Genomic DNA, 19221 nt, shown 5'->3' with positions numbered 1-19221 from the left:
TATCTCATATCTAGCGGGCTGGCAACGATTCTATGCCTATCGCAATAGTTGACGTTTTCAGTTGGGGTTCTTACTAACTGTCGGTGTGGTGTTTTGCCGTGCCTGTTTGAGGAGGAAAAGATGTCGCTGGACTTCACGTACGAAAACATTGACAAGGTTATTGACCGTTCGCACTGGGTTGCTCCGGAGATCGATCCGCAGAGGACGATGCTGTTGGTGCTGGATATGCAGAAGGCCTGTGCCGAGCCCGGCGGTGCGATGTACATCCCCAGTGTCGGCGGCGCGCCGGAGGGCAAGGACACCGTTCAGCCGGTCCTCAACGTGCTGGAGGCCTGCCGGGCCAAGGGCATCCCGGTGGTGTGGTCGCTGTGGGGCCTGCGCGGTGACGGCAAGGACGCCGGGTTCGCCGACCGCAAGTGGGGCCTGGAGGGGCAGCTGGCCGAGTTCCCCGGTTCCTGGGGCAACGGCGGCGACGAACTGGTGGCGGAACTGGTTCCGGCCGAGGGCGAGCCCGTGATGCGCAAGCACCGGTTCTCCTCGTTCTACGGCACCGCGCTGAACGAATACATGCGCCGGGCCGGCGCCGACACCCTGGTCATTGCCGGGCTGTCCACCGCCTGCTGCCAGATCACCACCGCGATCGACGGGGCGAACCAGGACTACAAGATCATCGTCCTGGCCGACACCACCGCCGCCGTCCCGGCCGGCGATATCGAGAACACCCCGGAGGGCTACGGCCAGCACTGGGAGTTCCTGCGCAATATCCAGGCCCACCACGGCGACGTACGCACCAGCATCGAGTTCCTCGAACTCATCGGCGCCTGACCAGCAACCCCCGGCCGGCACCGCCCGGTTCACATGCAACCCTGCAACACGCAAAGGAACACCAAGGATGTCTCTTAACGGCAAGCACGTCGCCCTGCTGATCGAGGACGAGTACCAGATCCTGGAAGGCTGGTACCCCAAGCTGCGGCTGGAAGAAGCCGGTGCCCGCGTCTCGGTCATCGGTTCCGGAACGAAGAAGAGCTACGGATCCAAGGAACACTACCCGATGGATGCCGATGCTTCCGCGGCCGAAGTCGCTGCCGCCGACTTCGACGCGGTCATTGTTCCCGGCGGCTTCGCACCCGACAACATGCGCCTGCACCCCGAAATGGTCGCCCTGGTACGCGACGCCCACCAGGGCGGCAAACTCGTCGCCGCGATCTGCCACGGCGGATGGATGCTCGCCTCCGCCGGCGTCCTGGCCAACGGTACCCGCGCCACCGGCTACCAGCCCATCCGCGACGACGTGGTCAACGCCGGAGGCACCTGGGTCGACGAACCCGTTGTCATCGACGGCAACGTCATCACCTCCCGCACCCCCGTGGACCTGCCCGCCTTCGGCGCCGCCCTGGTCCACTACCTCGAAAACAACTAACCCCAGCAACCCACAGGCCCACCCCAACCGAAAGCCCGCCGGGGACTGTCCTTCGGCAGAGGTTTTCGAGGGGCTGCCCTGCCCTGCCCATCAGCTTCTGGGTCTCGAAGAGGAGAGAATAATGTCGGCATTCAAGAGGAAGCCAGAGCCGGTTGACGCGATCGTTGTCGGCCTCGGCGCCAACGGAGGAACCGCTGCGAAGGTTCTTTCGGAAGCAGGCTTGAAAACGATTGGCTTTGACCGCGGCCCCTGGCTTCGCGCCCACGAACATTACTCGGGCGATGAACTGAAGTTCGTCAACCGTGACTACATGTGGCCCGACCCCAAGATGTTCCCGCGGACGATCCGGTATGACGAAAACTCGGAGGCCGAGCGCTTCCCGTTCTCGCCGACGCCGCAGATGGTCGGCGGAGGAACCAACCACTGGGCGGGATGGGTTCCGCGGCCAAGGGAATCCGACTTCATGATGCGTTCGCTGCATGGTGACATCGACGGGGCGAGCCTGGCTGACTGGCCGTTCCGCTATGAGCACCTGGAACCGTATCTGACCAAGGTCGAGTGGGCTTTTGGAGTTTCCGGTATCGCGGGCGCCGACAAGTACGAGCCGTACCGCAGCAAGGGCTACCCCAGCCCGCCGCTGCGCCCCACCCGGTACGGGAAGCGGTTCTACGACGCCTGCAACAAGCTTGGCATCAACGCCTTCCCGATTCCGCATGCCATGGTGACGAACAACCACAACGGCCGGGACCCGTTCAACCAGACGAGCTTCTGGAACCAGTACGGTGATCCCAGCGGAGCCCGCTCCAATATCCTGACGACCTTCATCCCGGAGGCGCTGGCGACGGGCAATTTCGAAGTCCGGGCCGAGAGCTTCGTCCGCGAGGTGAAGTTGGGCAGGGACGGCAAGGCCACGGGCGTCATTTACATCGACCCGGACGGCAACGAAGTCGAACAGGACGCAAAAGTCGTCATCCTTGCCCTGGGTGCGATTGAGTCGGCGCGTCTAATGATGCTGTCCAAGTCGTCGCAGTTCCCGGATGGTCTGGCCAATGGCAGCGGCCTGCTGGGCAAGAACGCTACCTTCCACGAGTACCTGTTCGCGGTCGGCCTGTTCGATAAGGACATCGATGAGCCGCTGAACGGCTGGACCGGCAACTACATCAGTGGCGGCTCGCTGGAGTTCTATGAAACGGACGAAAGCCGCGGACATATCGGCGGCTGCATCATCTCCGCTTCCCAGACCTGCCATCCGATCAACTGGGTTTTCCCCGGCCGGCCCAGCTGGGGGGAAGCACTGAAAGACGCGGACCGTAACTACTTCAACTACGCGATGAAGATCGGCCTGATCCTGCACGACCTGCCGGTGGAATCCAACCGTGTAGACCTTGACCCGAACGTCAAGGACGCATTTGGCCTTCCCGTAGCCCGTATCACCCACCGCCCGCACAGCAACGACGTCGCCATGGGCAAATGGCAGGTTGATAAGAACATCGAAATCCTGGACGCCGCGGGAGCCCGCAAAACCGTCCCGGTGTATCTGGACAAGATGACCGGCAACACCTGCCACCAGCATGGGACGGCCCGCATGGGTACCGACCCGTCGAAGAGCGTGCTGAACGAATGGGGTCAGGCGCACGAGGTCGAGAACGTGTTCGTCGTCGATGGTTCCGGTTTCCCGACGGCGACCGGCGTAAATCCGACCCTGACCATGATGGCCAACGCGTGGCGGTGCAGCGAATACATCGCCGAGGTCTATTCAAAGGGCCGCGAAGAGCACCTAGCCCTGGTCAAATAACCGTTTCCAAGTCCGAAGGAGAAAAATCGTGACGCTCAAAGCAGACTGGGAGGTCATCGGAGCCCCGGTGGATCCGGATACCGCAGATGGCCTGTTCTTCACCGAACACGAATGGGAAACCGTTGAGGCGGCCACCGCACGGATCATTCCCACGGACCAGGACCCGGGGGCGCGGGAGGCACGGGTCGTCGTCTTCATCGACCGGTACCTGTCCGGGATCGACTACGTCTACGCAGCCGCTGACGGCAGCGGCTTCCTGAAGATCAGCGGCCGCTACGCCGACGCCTGGCGTGCACGGATGGCAGATATGCAGAAGACCTACCGCGAAGGGATCCGGGACCTCGATGACCGGTCCATCCTGGAAAAGGGAGCCCGCTTCAAGGAACTGTCTGAAGCGGACCAGGATGACATGCTGGAGACGGTTTCCGGTGCGCCTAAGCCCGGGAAGGTCACGCTCGGGACGAAGGAAGCCGTGACTACCTTCCTCCAGGGGTCCTTTGACGAGGGACTGGCCTTCTTCCCGGCCCTGTGCCTCCACACCCGCCAGGGGTTCTACTGCGATCCCGTTTACGGCGGTAACAAGGATCAGATGGGGTGGAACTTCATTGGCTTCCCGGGACCCAAGTCGCTCAAGGACACCATGGACGGCACCTACAACACCCACGAGTACTTCCACGAAGGCGACTACGACTGGGAGGAACTGATTCCGCATTTGAAGGTTTCGACGTGGCGCGAGGCATCAGGAAGCTGACGTGCGGAGCCCGTCTCCTGCTCCGGCGGGAGACGGCCCCCTTCAGCAAGACAGCACTTCCCAAGCCGTCCTTGCGGCGGCAAAATCCGAGACCAGCAGGTAACGTTTCAGGTGTTCACACCACCAGACCTCTCGCATGACCTCACCGCATGCCAGGGCAGTTAGGAGCAGCCGATGTGCCCCACCAAACCTATCGAGCGGGTCCAGAGGCTCAAGCTGGCAGATTCAGTGGCAGAGCAGCTGGAACGGCTGATCACCGAGGGCAGCTACAGTATCGGGGACAAGCTGCCCCCCGAACGCGTGCTGGCCGATGAATTCGGTGTCGGACGCAGCTCAATGCGCGAGGCCCTGCGGATGGTTGAAGCCAACGGGCTGCTGCGCACCGACCACGGCGTCGGCGTTTTCGTTATCAGCGACAAAAGGAACCTTAAAGGTCCGGCAGACATGCGTCTGACCGGGGATTACACGGTCTCCGACCTGTTCGAAGTCCGCCTGGCACTCGAATGCAAGGCGGCCGGCCTGGCGGCCGGGCGCATCGACGAAGACGAGCGCGACAAACTCCTGGACATCCTGGAGAAGGCTGGCGTCGCCCAAATCAGCGACGCTGAGTTCGTGCAACTGGACAAGGAGTTCCACAAGGGCATTTCGGGTGCCAGCGGAAACCCGCTGCTCCTTGAACTCTCAAAGAGCATCGGACCGCTCTTCGAAGAGTACTCCCACCAGGTCATCGGCCTGCCCGGCCGGCGCGAAACCGCCCACGCAGGCCATCTGAAGATCTTGGACGCGGTACTCGCGGGAGACCCCGAAGCGGCCCAGGAAGCTGTCACCGAGCACCTCCGTGAAGTGGAGCAGGACATCATCCACTCCATGGGCAGCTAGACCATCCCTTTTCACCGGTAAACGCCTCGAGGGTGGCACCCGCGGGGGCACACAGCATTCTAAGAGATCAGACCACCTGATCACCTTTTGACCCTATCTCTTTCCTTTCTGTCAACTTTTCCAACCATCTTTAAAAGGAGCCGGAATGTCCCACAACGCGGTGGAACCAGCCCCGCCAGAAGGGCAGGCGGAACCTGCCGTCCTCATGGAGGCGCGCGGGTTGGGCAAAAAATATCCAGGCGTCGTTGCCTTGGACGATGTGAGCCTGCAGCTGCGGGCGGGTGAGATTCATGCCCTTCTGGGGGAAAACGGGGCGGGAAAGTCAACGCTGATCGGGTTGCTGTCCGGCACCCAGCAACCCGATTCGGGCGAGCTGCTGGTGGATGGGACGCCCCGCAGTTTTGCAGGACCGAAGCAGGCGCAGCAGCTGGGCATCAGCACCATCTATCAGGAACAGACCCTCGCCCCTGACCTGACCGTAGTGCAGAATGTCTTTTTCGGGCGCGAGCTCAGGCGGTCCAAATTCCTGCTGGACGAGGCCGCCATGCGGCGCCGTGTTGCTGAGCTTAGCGGCGAGTTCGGGCTGACGGCCGAGGACTTGGACAGCCCGGCCGGCAGCCTGGGCGCTCTCAAACAGCATGTTGTGCAGATTCTGAAGGCGCTGGCATTCGACGCCAGGGTCGTCATCCTCGACGAGCCGACCTCGGGTCTGGAAGACGGCGAACGTCAGATGCTTTTCGGGCACATGGCCCGGCTGCGCGACCGGGGGGTGGCCCTGCTCTGGGTGACCCACCGCCTTGATGAGCTGTTTGGCCTGGCGGACGTGATCACTGTCCTGCGTGACAGCAGATGGGTAGCGACTGTCGACCCGGCCGACCACGACGCCGATTCCCTCGTCCGTCTCATGGTCGGACGGAAGCGCTCCTCCGGCCACACAACCGTCCACAACGGCCGTGTGGGAGAACACCGGCCACCGCCCAGCGAATACCTGCGGCTGGAAGCAGTCACCCGGTATCCGCTTCTGCGGGAGGTCTCCTTGACTGTGAACCGGGGCGAGGTTCTGGGGATCGCGGGTATCGCAGGAGCGGGACGGACCGAATTGGCCCGGGTCATCCTCGGGGCCGACAAGCCTGACAGAGGCAGCATTTTTGTCGAAGGGAGCAAGGTCGACATCGCCAGCCCCCGGGAGGCGATGAAAAGAGGTATCTCGCTCGTGCCCGAGGAACGCAAAGTGCAGTCCATTCTGGGATCGCTCTCGGTTGCGAAGAACATCTCCGTTTCCAACCTTTCGAGGGTTTCCCGCGCCCTGGGTGTTCTGGACGGTCGCCGTGAAACAGCTCTGGCCCGTGCTTACATTCAAGACCTGGGGATCAAGACCAGCGGACCGCAGCAGAAAATCACCAACCTCAGCGGAGGCAACCAACAGAAGGCAATCGTGGCCCGGTGCCTCTTCAGTAACCCCTCATTGCTGATTTTCGACGAACCGACCCAAGGCGTGGACGTTGCGGCCAAGGCCGAAATCTACCGGCTCATCTACGACTTTGTAGATAAAGGAGGTGCGGCCGTCGTCATCTCCTCCGAACTGCCTGAACTGCTTGGCCTCAGTGACCGTGTCGTCGTCATGCGGGAGGGACGGCTGGTCGGCGAATTGCCCGGGGTCGGGCGGCCCGGAAATGAACAGTCCGAGAACGAAACTGCAGAGGCCGTCATGGCCATGGCCGCCCGCGGCAGCACAGGGGTGGCTGTAAACACATGTGAGGAGAACATGGCATGAGCATCCGCTACCGCCTTACTCGTGCCGCTTCCATCGACGGGCTTCCCATCGCACTGGCGCTGGCCGCCGCGGTCTTCTACTTCAGCATCACCTCTCCGTTCTTCATGACCGGAGAAAACATCCGGAACCTGCTCATCCAGTCGCTGTTCATCATCCTGTTGGCGGCCGGGATGACCTTTACCCTGATCACCGGCGGCTTCGACCTGTCGGTAGGTTCAGTGACCGGACTCAGTGCGGCCATGACCCTGATGACGTTGATGAACGGGGCTTCCCTGGTATCCGGAATCTTGGCCGGCATTGCCACGGGCGTGGTCACCGGTGCCATCAACGGGTTCTTTATCGCAGTCCTCAAGATAAACGGGTTCATTGTCACGCTGGCCAGTCTCAGCATCGGTGCCGGTGCCCTGCAAGTCATTACCTCCCACGTGCAGCTGACCGGGATCGACTCCCCGGCATTCGCTGCCCTGACCAAAGGCAGCTTCCTTGGTGTTCCGACCGGATTCTGGATCACCTTGGCCGTTGTGGGGCTACTCGAGTGGATCCTGCTTGCCACTTCCTTCGGGCGAGGACTCTTCGCCGTCGGCACGAACCGCGAAGCTTCCTTCCTTGCGGGCCTGAGCGTCCGTCGGCTCACCTTCAGCGTCTACCTGATCTCGGGTACTGTGGCCGGAGCCGCGGGCGTCCTGCTGGCATCTCATCTGAACTCCGTCCAGCCCGGGCTGGGACAGGGCTACGAACTCAGCGCCATCGCAGCGGCCGTACTCGGCGGCATCGCCCTCTCGGGAGGCCGCGGCAGTGTCTGGCGGAGCGTGGTCGGCGCCCTGTTCCTGGCCACGCTGAGCCAAGGACTGCAACTTATCGGCGTAGATCCAATGTGGTTCAACATCGTAACCGGAGCCAGCATTGTCATTGCCGTCGCCTTCGACCGCGGTCTGCAGCGCCTGGTCGCCGCCCAACTCGTCGGGACCGCCGGCCATCTGCGGGGGCCGAGGGTGCTGTCCTCTGCGAACCGGGCCGACCGGGAGCCAGCTTCCGGTCCGGATCCGCAGCAGGCCGCCCCGCCGGCTGATCAGACGGGCGACGCGGGGCAAAAACCTGAATCTTCCCTCTCAACCGCTAGGAAGGCATGATGGCCGCCATTACAGGAACGAATGCCCCGACCGGCCGGCTGGGCCGAGCTTTGCAGAACCCCAGTTCCGGCGCGTTGGTCCTGGTCGCCGCGTTGGTGATCATCATGTCCGTGACATTCCCAGGCTTTGCCTCCGGGACCAATGCCGGCAACGTCGCCAATCAAATGGTCTTCGTCCTGCTCCTGGCTCTCGGCATGACGGTCGTGCTGATTACCGGCGGTATCGACCTCTCGGTGGGTTCAGTCATGGGACTCAGCGCCGCCGTAGGGGCATACACCATCCTCCACGGACTGCCATTGATCATCGGCCTGCTGGCAGCAGTCGCGGCCGGAGCCTTCCTCGGCCTGATCAACGGCCTGTTGATCACCAGGCTCGGCCTGCCCGACTTCATCGCGACCCTGGCCATGCTTGGAGTCGCCCGCGGTCTGTTGTTCCTCTGGACAAACGGGGTGCCGATGAACGGTTACATGCTGCCCGAGTACTACGTAATCGCGGGGCTGGAACAGCCGTTCGGGTTCATCACAGTCCCGATCCTCATAGCTTTCGCCGCGGTGCTGGCCATCGGCATCCTGCTGAAATGGACGCGGTTCGGACGCCATGCCTACGGTGTCGGCAGCAACCCCCAGGCCGCGCTGCTTTCCAGCGTTCCCGTCAACCGCATCAAGGTGCAGGCCTATGTCGTCAGCGGCCTGATGGCAGGAATCGCCGGGATGCTCATGGCCGGCCGGACCTCTACGGTCGCCCCGACCATGGGCATCGGATACGAAATCGCGGCCATCGCCGCCGCCATCATCGGCGGTGCTGCTCTCACCGGCGGAAGGGGCACCGCTTTCGGCGCCGTCGTCGGCGCACTGGTCCTGGGCATAACGGCCAACGCCATCAACATCTCAGGAGTCAGCTCAACCTGGCAGCAGGTCGTCACCGGAGCTGTCCTTCTGGCCGCGGTGGTCTTCGACCGGGTCAGCACCCTGCTCAGGGAACGCTCGACCCGGCTGAAGACCCGACTTGTCCATACCTGAACCCGCAGCACGGACGCTGCACATCCCACCTCACCCATTTCGTAGTGATAAGGCAGGCGCATCATGTCCGCAACCGAAAAAAATCAAGCCAAGGGCGGGTATTCCCGCCGGAACATCCTGACCCAGATGGGCATTGGTGCCGGTCTGCTGGCCGGGACCGGGCTGCTCTCGGCGTGCTCGACGGTCAGCACCCCGACCGCGGCTGCCGGAGGCGCCGGCGGCAGCGGTGGCGTGGCCAGTGCCGGCGGTGCCGCCTACGACGCGGAGGTCAAGAAACTGGTCAACGGACGCAGCCTCCAACTGGGATGGACGCCTCCGATCCTGTCCGAATGGTATGACCAGATGGAAAAGGCGGCCTTTGGCCGCATGGCCGAACTAGAGAAGGCCTACGGCGTCCAGTGGAAGTGGGAGCGGTCATCACCCACAGGAAACTTCGACGCCGTCGAGCAACAGATCAGTACCGTCCGGGGCTGGACCGCCCGCAAATTCGATGCCGTTCTCGTCTGCACCGGCGCAAACTTCGCCACCATGCAAAGCGTTTACCAGCAGGCGGCAGAAGGCGGGACGAAAATCTTCCAGTTCAACCAGCCGGTCGAAATCTATCCCGAGGAAGACGTCCAGACCGTCTCCAACATCGGCTACGACAATCGTTGGCAGTCCGGATACCTGGCCGGCAACTTCATAGCCAAGACACTCGGCGGCAAAGGAAAGATCATCCAGATTATGGGTCCTTCGGGCTCGGACTGGGCAAAGGCCCGGAAGATCGGATTCGAGCAGGCGCTTAAGGAGAATCCGGGGCTGGAGGTCGTCGGCAGCGCCGACGGCGGCTATGTCCGGGACAAAGGCCTGAACGCCGCCCAGGACCTGCTGACCCGCTATCGCGACATCGACGCCATATACGGCGAAAATGAAGACATGGCCCTGGGTGCTTCCCAGGCCGTCGATGCCGCCGGCCTGAAGCAGTGGAACGGTTCCGAGGGTGTTGTCATCGTTGGGGCCGACGGCCTGGTATCAGGAATGGATGCCATCAAGGCAGGCAAACTCACCGCCAGCATCGATGTCGGCTCTGTAGACCAGGGCAGGACCTTCATCGACACGATCTTCCGCAGCGTGGTCCTCGGCGAAACCGTCGCAAAAGTCATCGAGGTGCCAACCAAAGTTGTGACCAAGGAAAACGTGGACGCAGCCAAGGCCTACATCCAAGGCAATATGCACCCGTCCAAGACCTACTGAACACTGAACGGGAACGGCCGGGCCCGCATCCTTTTCCGCGGCCCGCCCGTTCCGATTCACGCAGTCACCCGCCAGAGGGGAACCACCCACCATGCAGAAATTCCTAAACGATCCCGCTGACGCCGTCACCGACTACCTGACCGGATTTGCCGGCGCGCACCCTGACCTAGTGCAATTTGATGCCGGGCATCGTATTGTCACGCGCGCCTCGGGCCCCACGCCTGGAAAAGTCGGGCTGGTTGCCGGCGGCGGCTCCGGTTGCGAGCCGCTCCACAACGGCTATGTCGGCGTCGGCATGCTCGATGCCACCTGTCCAGGAGAGATCTTCACCTCTCCTGTACCGGACCAGATCATCGCAGCAACCCAGGCTGCAGACACGGGCGCCGGCGTGCTGCATATCATCAAGAACTTCACCGGCGAAGTCATGAACTTCGGGATGGCAGCCGAGCTGCTCGCGTTCACAGACGTCCGGATCGAGTCCGTGCTCGTCAATGACGATGTTGCCGTCAAAGACACTCCCGGGACCGCCGGCCGCCGCGGCTTGGGAGCGACGATCCTGGTAGAGAAAATCGCCGGTGCCGCTGCCGAGCGCGGCGACGACCTGGGCACCGTTGCCGACATCGCCCGCAGGGTCAACAGCAGGGCCCGGACCTTCGGCGTTGGTCTTTCCTCATGTACACCGCCCCTGCGGGGCAAACCGATCTTCGACCTGCCGCACGGAGAAATGGAACTGGGCATAGGCATCAGCGGCGAACCCGGACGGCAAAGGGTCCCGTTATCCGGTGCAGCAGAAATCGCCGCCACGATGATCGGCGAAGTACTCACGGATCTGCAGCCGGCCGCGGGCTCAGATCTGCTCGTGTTCGTCAACGGAATGGGTGCCACCCCCCAAAGCGAGCTTTACCTGCTCTACGGCGAATTCCAGCGCGCTCTCCAAGCAGAAGGGCACAAACCGGTCCGCAGCCTGGTCGGAAATTACCTGACCTCCCTCGACCAGGCCGGCGCTGCGCTGACCGTGCTCGAACTTGACGATGAACTGAAGCAACTGTGGGATGCACCCGTGTGCACCCCCTCGATCCGGTGGGGAGTATGACCATGGCCCAAATAATCAACGTCCAGGACCTGCGGGAGTGGATCCACGAAAGCGCCCGGCTCATTGAGACGAACAAGGACGCGCTGAACGAACTCGACTCCACAAGCGGAGACGGCGATCATGGCTCAAACCTTCAAAGAGGATTCGCTGCGGTCACCACTGCGCTCACGACAGACTCCAGTTCGTCCCCGCACGAGCTACTCAAGACCGTGGGCGTAACATTGGTGGGCAAGGTCGGCGGTTCCAGCGGGGCGCTTTACGGCACGTTTTTCCTGCGTATGGCCCTGGCCTGCGGTGACCTGGCAGTTCTGGACGGCCCCGCATTTGGGAAGGCCCTGGCAGCGGCCGCCCAAGGCATTGTCGACCGCGGACAGGTAACGGTCGGCGACAAGACCCTTTACGACGCACTGGCCCCCGCCGTTGACGCCTTCGAACGTGCAATCTCCTCCGGAGAGGAAGTGGGCAACGCCCTAAACGCTGCCGCGGCCGCAGCCGAGCGCGGCCGGGACGCGACCGAAAACATGATGGCCCGCAAGGGCCGGGCCAGTTATCTGGGCGAACGGACGCTCGGCTACGCGGATGCCGGGTCAACCTCAATGGCGCTTCTCATTTCAGCAGCTGCCAAGACACTGGGATGAAATCGTCCCGGCGACGTCCCTCGGCCGCCGGATGACGTCCACCAGCCGCGACGGCACCGGGGGCTCCGAACGGTCCGGCATTGCCTCTATGAAACTTCTATAATCCCGTCAACCCCTGATTTTGTTGTGGCTGCCGTTGAGGCGTCGGTAGAGAGATAACGGGCGAGACAGCGCTTGAGGCATCGGCGGATTTCGCGATCCGTCTTGCCTTCGGCTCGACATCTGATTGGCATTCCCATCCCACCCATGCTGCCGCCGGGGCCCGTCCTCAAAAAGGAGCTCCTGGTTCGCGTTCCCGGTCAAGACCTATGCCGGCAGCCAAACCCTGGCGACCCATCTTACGGATCCAACGCTGATGGAACCAGAAGGAACGATTTTTTCGACGGCTCCGGGCCTGGGTAACGGGAAGACCTCACCGGTTCCCTCCGCATCCCATTAGCAACGCGGGCTGTGTCTATGTCGCTTGAAATCGTGGAAAAGGTTTGTGGCCTATGCCGGGATGAAAGGGTGCCGGGGGAGGGGTGGGTCACCCGGCAAACCGGTGCGGCGCGATGCCGCAGACGCCTGGGTCCAGGCAGAGAATGGCCCCGGCCAACGGCTCTGCGGCCAGCGAGTGTTCGGTAACGCCGTGACGGGCTGTGGTGATGAAGAGCTGATCCAGTCTGCTGCCTCCGAACGCCACACTGGTGACGCGGGAGACCGGCAGTTGTACTACTTCCAGCAGTTCCCCGTCAGGGCTGTAGCGGTGCAGGCAGGCGCCGTCCCAGATAGCGACCCACAGCGTTCCGTCTGCGTCCACGGCCATGCCATCCGGTGTCGCCACCGGATGGGGTACCTCGGCGAGGACGCGTGGCCGGCTGATGGTTCCAGTGCTGACGTCGAAGTCATAGGCGTTAATGCGGCCGGTAGGCGAGTCAATGAAATAGAATGTGCGGCCGTCCGGGCTCCAATCAAGCCCGTTCGAGATCGACACGCGGTCAATCATTTTCTTGGATTCGAGATCCGGGCCGATCCGATACAGGCCGCCGGCTGCGGGGCTAAGATCCATAGCCATCGTGCCTGCCCACAGCCGGCCGGCCGGGTCGCAGGCCCCGTCGTTCATCCGGTTACCAGGGCGCGAGGCCTCTATCTCCACAGTCAATGACACCGTGGTCCCATCCGGTTCAATCACTCCGATACCGTCCCTGAGGGCGCAGACCAGTCCGCCTGATTCACGTCCGGCGGCCATGCCCACAGGTTGTCCAACATTGATGCTGCTGTCGCTACCCTTCGAGGGGTCGAAGTAATGGATCTGGCCGGCAAAGATATCGACCCATATGAGCTGCTGTGTCGATTCATCCCACCAGGGGCCCTCGGCCAGATCTGCGTCGGCGTCCAGGGCGACTTCGGGTTTCTGCCGCCTCACGGCGCGACGGTCCGGCAAGAACGAGTGTGGCCGGTGGCCGGGATGATCGCTCCCGGCGACTGGATAACTTTGGCTGCCAGCCGATGTCCTGCCTGGGCAGCAGCGCCCGGGGCCTCGCCCCTGATCCGTGCGGCAAGGTACCCGGCGTTGAATGAATCGCCGGCACCGGTAGTGTCAACGACTGCCGGCACGTGCTCGGCTGGGACCGTCTGTTTCAGGGAATTCGTGCGCACCAGGCAGCCGCACGCCCCGGTTTTTACTGCTACTTCCCCGACGCCCGACTCCAGAATCCGTCGGGCACAGCTATCGGGATTCGAGTCGCCGAACAGCACCTGCTCGTCGTCAAACGTCGGAAATGCCCAATCCGTACGCTTCAGGGTCGTAGTGATGGCGCTTCTGGCCTCGTCCGCGCTGGTCCATCCTGCCGGGCGGTAGTTTGAATCGAAAGCGACCTTCCCCCCGAACCGGCGGACGCCGTCCAAGGTCTGCCAGAGGCACTCCCTGGCTTCCGGGCTGAGGATCTGCAGGGTAATCGCCGACAGGTAGACGACGTCGTAGGCCTGGAGGGCTTCGGCCACTTCCGGGTCGTGATCGGGACCGAATAGGCCGCGGGCCGGGGATTCGGAGCGGTGGTAGGTGAAGCTGCGTTCTCCGTTGGATGCCGTTCGGATCAGGTATAGGCCCGGGGTTCCGCCCTCCACCCGGTCAATCAACGCGGAGCCGAGTCCTTCACTTTCGATCCAGGAAACCAGTTGGCTGCTGTACCAGTCGTTGCCCACACGGGTGACATAGTCGACCTGGACTTCCGGCCCGCTCAGTCTGGCCAGGTACGTTGCCGTGTTCAGCGTGTCACCGGCATAGTTCAGGGCAAGCGTCCGCTCGTCCTGGTGTGTCAGCTCGACCATGGCCTCGCCGATCGCCGCGATCCGGGTCATGGCCTTGCCTCCAGACTGCTCAGCAGGGCCTGAACCTTTCCGTCCAGATCCCCACCGCTATACAGGTCGCTGCCCACGCCGACGGCATAGGCACCCGCGTTCAGCCAGGCCGAAACCTCCGCCAGGGGAATGCCGCCGGTGGGAATAATGCGCGCGCCCGGCAGGACCGCCAGCATGGATTTCAGATATGAGACTCCGCCGACGTGTGCAGGGAAAAGCTTGGTGACGCCCCGGCTGGAGGCTGCCGCCAGCTCTCCCGGGGTAAAGCTGCCTTCAATGAAAAGCGTGCCCTGCTCCTGGGCGGCCTGCCGGGCGCCCGGCACAGGGTAAGGGCTGACGAGGAAGTGTGCCCCGGCACTCACTGCCGCCTCAGCGTCCGACACGGAACCGATGGTCCCAACGCCTACCAAAGCCTCGGGCGCCTCCGCGCGCACGCTGGCAACCACCTGCTGCCATCCTGGGGTGGTGGTAGTCAGCTCGACCGAGGTCAAACCCAGGCTGAGGAGGCGCATAGCCAATCCATGCGCCTCCTCAGCGCTGCGGGTCCGCAGCACCGGAAGGAGACGGGCAGCGCCGATGCACTCGGCAACCTGTTCGGCGGTAGGGGCGGTAGTCATCATTGCCTTCCTAATGCTGGGGAGCGGTCTGGTCTAGAGGTCGAGGTGGTAGACGTCAAAGGCGGAGGGGCTCAGTTCCACTCCCAGGCCCGGAGCATCTTTAACCTGCACGAATCCGTCCTTGACCTCCAACGGATCCACCAGCAGGCCGTCCCAGCCCGGACCGCCGTAGGCGTCGAACTCGATCATGGGGGAGTTCTCACAGGCCAGGATCATGTGCAGACCTGCCGCCAGGGCGATCCCGGTTCCCGACGAGCAGGCGATGTGGGGAACGCAGGTGATGTTCCAGGCGCTGGCCATATCGGCGACACGCTTTGCCTCGGTGATGCCGCCGACGCTCGTGCAGTCCGGCTGGAGCACGTCGAACGTTCGGCGGCTGAGCAGGTCGATGTACTCGTACCGTGTCAACAACGATTCCCCGCCAGCCAGAGGGATATTGATGCGGTCGCTGAGCCAGGTGTTGTCTTCGACGTACTGGCTCAGGCTGCGTGCGAGGATCGGCTCCTCGAGCCAGGTCAGGCGGAAGGGCTCGAGCTCCTTGGCCAGTTCGTAGGCGCCGCGGCGGTCGTAGGACATGTTGGCGTCAACCATGATGTCTGGGTTCCGGCCTATGGCATCGCGTACCGAGCCGATGAGTTCGACGGCGGAGGCCAGATCGCCGGTCACGCGCAGCTTCATGGCGGTGAAGCCGTTGTCGACGGCTTCCTTGACTTCTTCGACGATGGCTGGCGTGGGCTTCAGTGAGGGAGCGAAGTACGCGCGGACCTTCGGTTTGGATGCACCAAGCAGACGGTATACGGGCTGGTTGCTTGTTTTACCCAGCAGGTCCCACAGGGCGATGTCAATGCCGCTCAAAGCATAGGTTTCGATGCCGCGGCGTCCCCACATATGAGTGGCATTGAGCATTTCCTGCCAAAGAGCGCCGATGTCCCGGGGATCCCGACCGACCAGCATGGGCCCGAGCTGCCCGTTGATGATCGGACCGACGGTGGGGAAATAGGCGGCCGAAAAACCAGCCTCGCCGATGCCCTCGACCCCCTCGTCGGTAGTTATCCTGACGACGACTCCGCCCTTGACATTAACAACCATGGCGCCCCATCTGAGTTCCTCATCGAGAGGCACTCCGAGTGGAGTCGCGGTTACGCTGGTGATTTTCATGATGCTTCCTTCTGGCGGGCCAGGGACGGCCAGCCGGGTGGGCCTGTGGGTTGCTGGGGTTAGTTGTTTTCGAGGTAGTGGACCAGGGCGGCGCCGAAGGCGGGCAGGTCCACGGGGGTGCGGGAGGTGATGACGTTGCCGTCGATGACAACGGGTTCGTCGACCCAGGTGCCTCCGGCGTTGACCACGTCGTCGCGGATGGGCTGGTAGCCGGTGGCGCGGGTACCGTTGGCCAGGACGCCGGCGGAGGCGAGCATCCATCCGCCGTGGCAGATCGCGGCGACGAGTTTGCCGCCCTGGTGGGCGTCGCGTACCAGGGCGACCATTTCGGGGTGCAGGCGCATGTTGTCGGGTGCGAAGCCGCCGGGAACAATGACCGCGTCGAAGTCGGCGGCAGCGACTTCGGCCGCGGAAGCATCGGCATCCATCGGGTAGTGTTCCTTGGATCCGTAGCTCTTCTTCGTTCCGGAACCGATGACCGAGACGCGGGCACCGGCTTCTTCCAGCCGCAGCTTGGGGTACCAGCCTTCCAGGATCTGGTACTCGTCCTCGATCAGCAGGGCGACGTGCTTGCCGTTAAGAGACATCCTTGGTGTTCCTTTGCGTGTTGCAGGGTTGCATGTGAACCGGGCGGTGCCGGCCGGGGGTTGCTGGTCAGGCGCCGATGAGTTCGAGGAACTCGATGCTGGTGCGTACGTCGCCGTGGTGGGCCTGGATATTGCGCAGGAACTCCCAGTGCTGGCCGTAGCCCTCCGGGGTGTTCTCGATATCGCCGGCCGGGACGGCGGCGGTGGTGTCGGCCAGGACGATGATCTTGTAGTCCTGGTTCGCCCCGTCGATCGCGGTGGTGATCTGGCAGCAGGCGGTGGACAGCCCGGCAATGACCAGGGTGTCGGCGCCGGCCCGGCGCATGTATTCGTTCAGCGCGGTGCCGTAGAACGAGGAGAACCGGTGCTTGCGCATCACGGGCTCGCCCTCGGCCGGAACCAGTTCCGCCACCAGTTCGTCGCCGCCGTTGCCCCAGGAACCGGGGAACTCGGCCAGCTGCCCCTCCAGGCCCCACTTGCGGTCGGCGAACCCGGCGTCCTTGCCGTCACCGCGCAGGCCCCACAGCGACCACACCACCGGGATGCCCTTGGCCCGGCAGGCCTCCAGCACGTTGAGGACCGGCTGAACGGTGTCCTTGCCCTCCGGCGCGCCGCCGACACTGGGGATGTACATCGCACCGCCGGGCTCGGCACAGGCCTTCTGCATATCCAGCACCAACAGCATCGTCCTCTGCGGATCGATCTCCGGAGCAACCCAGTGCGAACGGTCAATAACCTTGTCAATGTTTTCGTACGTGAAGTCCAGCGACATCTTTTCCTCCTCAAACAGGCATGGCAAGAAAGCAATAGGCCCGCACCGCGTACACAGCAGGTGATCAGGTGGTCTGAACACTAGGCTCCTCGCTGATCCTTGTCAAGGCACTTGGCGCAGCGCGCACTCTCGTTGTGGGAGCTATACCAAGTTCACTGTTCAGATCACCTGATCATTGATAGCGTTTCGCAAAACCAGGTCTCGCGAGGTGAAAAGTTGGAAACAAGCCGAATCGGCGGTCTTGAAGTTGTCTTCAGCGATCGACAAACCATGGACATGAATATCGAATTTGCCGTTGACTGCATGATTGAGCAGGCAATGGAGGATCGGGGATGCGGCGTATTGATCTCACGTCTTGAGAACGGACGGGCAGTGGTAAGTCTTAGCCGCTCTGTGCCTTTCGGTTACACCGAGCATCGCGATCTGCGCGTCGATAGAATCTAGAGACTTTGGTCAACCACTCGGGGATGCCCCCAGCACCGTGAGCAACTACCGGGCAAGACTCATCGATGTCGGCCTGATCGAATCAGTCGGACACGGTCTGGTGGGCTTCGCCATTCCCGGCTGGGCGAGCACCTGCGTCGAGTACTTCGGCCGGCGCATCGACGCCACCGGCTGCCCGAGCCCCTGGTGAGCCTGGTACGCAGGCTACAGGGCGCTGCGCACCAGCTCCTCAAAATGCGTGACATGCTCCTCAGCGATTGCCGCTGCAAGGTCCGCATCGCCGTCGATAATCGCACTCAGCAGGGCAACATGCTCCTGCACATTGCCGGTAATCGGTGCCATACCCGACAGCACGAAGTTCCACATCCGCTGGGACAGGCTAAAGTACTGGGTCAGCGTCGCTTCCACGTAGCTGTTGCGCATGATCGCATATACCGTCCGGTGGATCTGTTCATCCAAGTCGATGGATGCCCGGTTGGACTCTGACGCAGCCTCCGCCAGAGACTGCAAGCACTCCTTCAGTCTTACCCGGTCCTCATCCGTGGCCAGCTCAGCCGCCCGGCGCGCCGCGAAGGCTTCCAGCACGCGTCGAGCATCGGAAATCGCCTTCAGGTCTCTGATGTTTACATCGGCGATGATCGTGCCACGGCGCGGATAGACCGTGAGCATCCGGTCCGACTCCAGCCGCTTGACCGCCTCGCGCATAGGAGTGCGTCCCACCCCGAGCTCGGTCATCAGCGCCTCTTCGTCCAAGGCCGCCCCCGGCGGCAGGCGCATGTCGATAATGCGTTCGCGCAACTCAAGATAAGCATGCTCGGCGCGCGTCCGGCCGACTGCAATCGTTCCCTCTGCCATGCCGGGCCCCTCCATCCGTTCCATTGGCCCTGTCCCGGCCTACGTCTAGATATATCAGACGTCCCAGTTGAGATCGCCGCGAACTTTAGAACTTTCAGACCACGACAGACAAGGTCGAGGTCTCATTTAGCGGAGAGTGTGTGAATGACGGTGGATTCGAGGTTGGTCTGACACGCCAGGCTTTGCTTGGCCGGGAAGACTGATCATGAGCGACACATTGAGCTCGTGCCGACGGATGAGGATCAGCAAGAGCTGGCGAGCATCTCCTGACCTAGGCCAAAGAGCAGGGCGTCGAGCTCGTCGGGCAGGGCGGATTATTGAACCCCTGACGAAGAATGTTCTGGACACCGCTCTGGAAGCGGAGATGGACGAGCACCTCGGGTACGAGAAACACGACGTGAGCGGGCACGGAAGCGAGAATTCCCGCAACGGCATGCGCGCGAAGACCGTCCTGACAAAATCGGCCCGGTGGAGATGGACGTGCCTCGAGAATCCGCCGTTAAACGGACTCCCGCACGCATCAAGGGTTCCCGGTCTCGCCCGGACGCCCTGCATCATCGTCGCGCGATCTTGAGACGCGTGAGAATTGAATCGCGGAACCCGTTCGCGACCTAAGCGCCAGCCGTTATCGGCGTCCAGCCGTACTGAGCCAGGGGAGCACCTGCGGCTTCGCGGCCCAGTCTGTACTGCAGTGTTTGTCACAATTGGCCGTCCGG

At 62.8% G+C, this 19221-nt stretch carries 20 protein-coding genes and 1 pseudogene; 14 read left to right on the top strand and 7 right to left on the bottom strand.

Going from position 1 to position 19221, the window contains the following annotated elements; genetic code table 11:
* Positions 1 to 120 precede the first annotated feature (120 nt).
* The 11 genes from OC550_RS19490 to dhaL all read left to right on the top strand — a co-directional run bounded on the left by OC550_RS19490 (position 121) and on the right by dhaL (position 11732).
* On the top strand, positions 121 to 825 hold the full coding sequence (locus tag OC550_RS19490) for a cysteine hydrolase family protein (protein ID WP_262107580.1): 705 nt from the start codon (positions 121 to 123) through the stop codon (positions 823 to 825).
* A 67-nt stretch (positions 826 to 892) separates the two neighbouring features.
* The gene (locus OC550_RS19485) at positions 893 to 1420 is read left to right on the top strand and encodes a type 1 glutamine amidotransferase domain-containing protein (protein ID WP_262107581.1); all 528 of its coding nucleotides are present in this window, start codon (positions 893 to 895) and stop codon (positions 1418 to 1420) included.
* A gap of 121 nt (positions 1421 to 1541) precedes the next feature.
* Positions 1542 to 3215 (top strand): GMC family oxidoreductase, encoded by a 1674-nt coding sequence (locus tag OC550_RS19480; RefSeq protein WP_262107594.1) that lies wholly within the window; start codon positions 1542 to 1544, stop codon positions 3213 to 3215.
* Between the two features lie 28 nt (positions 3216 to 3243).
* Entirely contained in the window at positions 3244 to 3966 is a 723-nt protein-coding gene (locus OC550_RS19475) for a gluconate 2-dehydrogenase subunit 3 family protein (protein WP_262107593.1), read from the top strand.
* 174 nt (positions 3967 to 4140) lie between these two features.
* A complete protein-coding gene (locus OC550_RS19470) occupies positions 4141 to 4845 on the top strand; it encodes a FadR/GntR family transcriptional regulator (protein ID WP_262107592.1) in 705 nt (234 codons plus the stop codon).
* Between the two features lie 145 nt (positions 4846 to 4990).
* Positions 4991 to 6619 carry a sugar ABC transporter ATP-binding protein gene (locus OC550_RS19465; protein WP_262107591.1) on the top strand — a complete coding sequence of 543 codons (1629 nt, stop codon included), beginning with the start codon at positions 4991 to 4993 and terminating at the stop codon, positions 6617 to 6619.
* On the top strand, positions 6616 to 7749 hold the full coding sequence (locus tag OC550_RS19460; protein ID WP_262107590.1) for an ABC transporter permease: 1134 nt from the start codon (positions 6616 to 6618) through the stop codon (positions 7747 to 7749). Before OC550_RS19465 ends, OC550_RS19460 begins: the two co-directional genes overlap by 4 nt.
* Positions 7749 to 8768: an ABC transporter permease gene (locus tag OC550_RS19455; protein WP_262107589.1), complete on the top strand. Its 1020-nt coding sequence runs from the start codon at positions 7749 to 7751 to the stop codon at positions 8766 to 8768. The genes OC550_RS19460 and OC550_RS19455 overlap by 1 nt, the downstream gene beginning before the upstream one ends.
* 63 nt (positions 8769 to 8831) lie before the next feature.
* The gene (locus tag OC550_RS19450) at positions 8832 to 10001 is read left to right on the top strand and encodes a sugar ABC transporter substrate-binding protein (RefSeq protein WP_262107588.1); all 1170 of its coding nucleotides are present in this window, start codon (positions 8832 to 8834) and stop codon (positions 9999 to 10001) included.
* A gap of 91 nt (positions 10002 to 10092) precedes the next feature.
* Complete coding sequence (gene dhaK, locus OC550_RS19445) at positions 10093 to 11094, top strand: dihydroxyacetone kinase subunit DhaK (protein ID WP_262107587.1); 1002 nt, start codon at positions 10093 to 10095, stop codon at positions 11092 to 11094.
* A gap of 2 nt (positions 11095 to 11096) precedes the next feature.
* Positions 11097 to 11732: a dihydroxyacetone kinase subunit DhaL gene (gene dhaL, locus OC550_RS19440; protein ID WP_262107586.1), complete on the top strand. Its 636-nt coding sequence runs from the start codon at positions 11097 to 11099 to the stop codon at positions 11730 to 11732.
* 526 nt (positions 11733 to 12258) lie between these two features.
* Here the strand turns inward: dhaL and OC550_RS19435 are convergent.
* From OC550_RS19435 to OC550_RS19410, 6 genes are all read right to left on the bottom strand, one after another.
* Positions 12259 to 13137: an SMP-30/gluconolactonase/LRE family protein gene (locus tag OC550_RS19435; RefSeq protein ID WP_262107585.1), complete on the bottom strand. Its 879-nt coding sequence runs from the start codon at positions 13135 to 13137 to the stop codon at positions 12259 to 12261.
* Positions 13134 to 14072, bottom strand: coding sequence for a sugar kinase (locus OC550_RS19430; protein WP_262107584.1), 939 nt, complete (start codon positions 14070 to 14072; stop codon positions 13134 to 13136). The genes OC550_RS19435 and OC550_RS19430 overlap by 4 nt, the downstream gene beginning before the upstream one ends.
* On the bottom strand, positions 14069 to 14692 hold the full coding sequence (locus OC550_RS19425; RefSeq protein WP_262107583.1) for a bifunctional 4-hydroxy-2-oxoglutarate aldolase/2-dehydro-3-deoxy-phosphogluconate aldolase: 624 nt from the start codon (positions 14690 to 14692) through the stop codon (positions 14069 to 14071). Before OC550_RS19425 ends, OC550_RS19430 begins: the two co-directional genes overlap by 4 nt.
* Positions 14693 to 14722: 30 nt before the next feature.
* On the bottom strand, positions 14723 to 15847 hold the full coding sequence (locus tag OC550_RS19420) for a mandelate racemase/muconate lactonizing enzyme family protein (RefSeq protein WP_262107582.1): 1125 nt from the start codon (positions 15845 to 15847) through the stop codon (positions 14723 to 14725).
* Positions 15848 to 15906: 59 nt separating this feature from the next.
* A complete protein-coding gene (locus OC550_RS19415; RefSeq protein ID WP_262107581.1) occupies positions 15907 to 16434 on the bottom strand; it encodes a type 1 glutamine amidotransferase domain-containing protein in 528 nt (175 codons plus the stop codon).
* A 67-nt stretch (positions 16435 to 16501) separates the two neighbouring features.
* Positions 16502 to 17206, bottom strand: coding sequence for a cysteine hydrolase family protein (locus tag OC550_RS19410; RefSeq protein ID WP_262107580.1), 705 nt, complete (start codon positions 17204 to 17206; stop codon positions 16502 to 16504).
* 111 nt (positions 17207 to 17317) lie between these two features.
* Here OC550_RS19410 and OC550_RS19405 point away from each other — a divergent pair, with 111 nt between their 5' ends.
* Complete coding sequence (locus OC550_RS19405) at positions 17318 to 17650, top strand: hypothetical protein (RefSeq protein ID WP_262107579.1); 333 nt, start codon at positions 17318 to 17320, stop codon at positions 17648 to 17650.
* A gap of 37 nt (positions 17651 to 17687) precedes the next feature.
* Entirely contained in the window at positions 17688 to 17840 is a 153-nt protein-coding gene (locus OC550_RS19400; protein ID WP_262107578.1) for a hypothetical protein, read from the top strand.
* A 14-nt stretch (positions 17841 to 17854) separates the two neighbouring features.
* Here OC550_RS19400 and OC550_RS19395 read toward each other — a convergent pair whose 3' ends face one another.
* Positions 17855 to 18505 (bottom strand): GntR family transcriptional regulator, encoded by a 651-nt coding sequence (locus tag OC550_RS19395; RefSeq protein WP_262107577.1) that lies wholly within the window; start codon positions 18503 to 18505, stop codon positions 17855 to 17857.
* 252 nt (positions 18506 to 18757) lie between these two features.
* Between OC550_RS19395 and OC550_RS19390 the strand changes: the two are divergent.
* Positions 18758 to 18997: pseudogene (locus OC550_RS19390) on the top strand (transposase); the annotation flags it as partial.
* Positions 18998 to 19221 lie beyond the last annotated feature (224 nt).

Source organism: Arthrobacter sp. Marseille-P9274, from assembly GCF_946892675.1.
Lineage (GTDB): Bacteria > Actinomycetota > Actinomycetes > Actinomycetales > Micrococcaceae > Crystallibacter.
The sequence above is the reverse complement of the archived record's forward strand: the minus strand, read 5'-3'. Positions and strand labels throughout refer to the sequence as shown.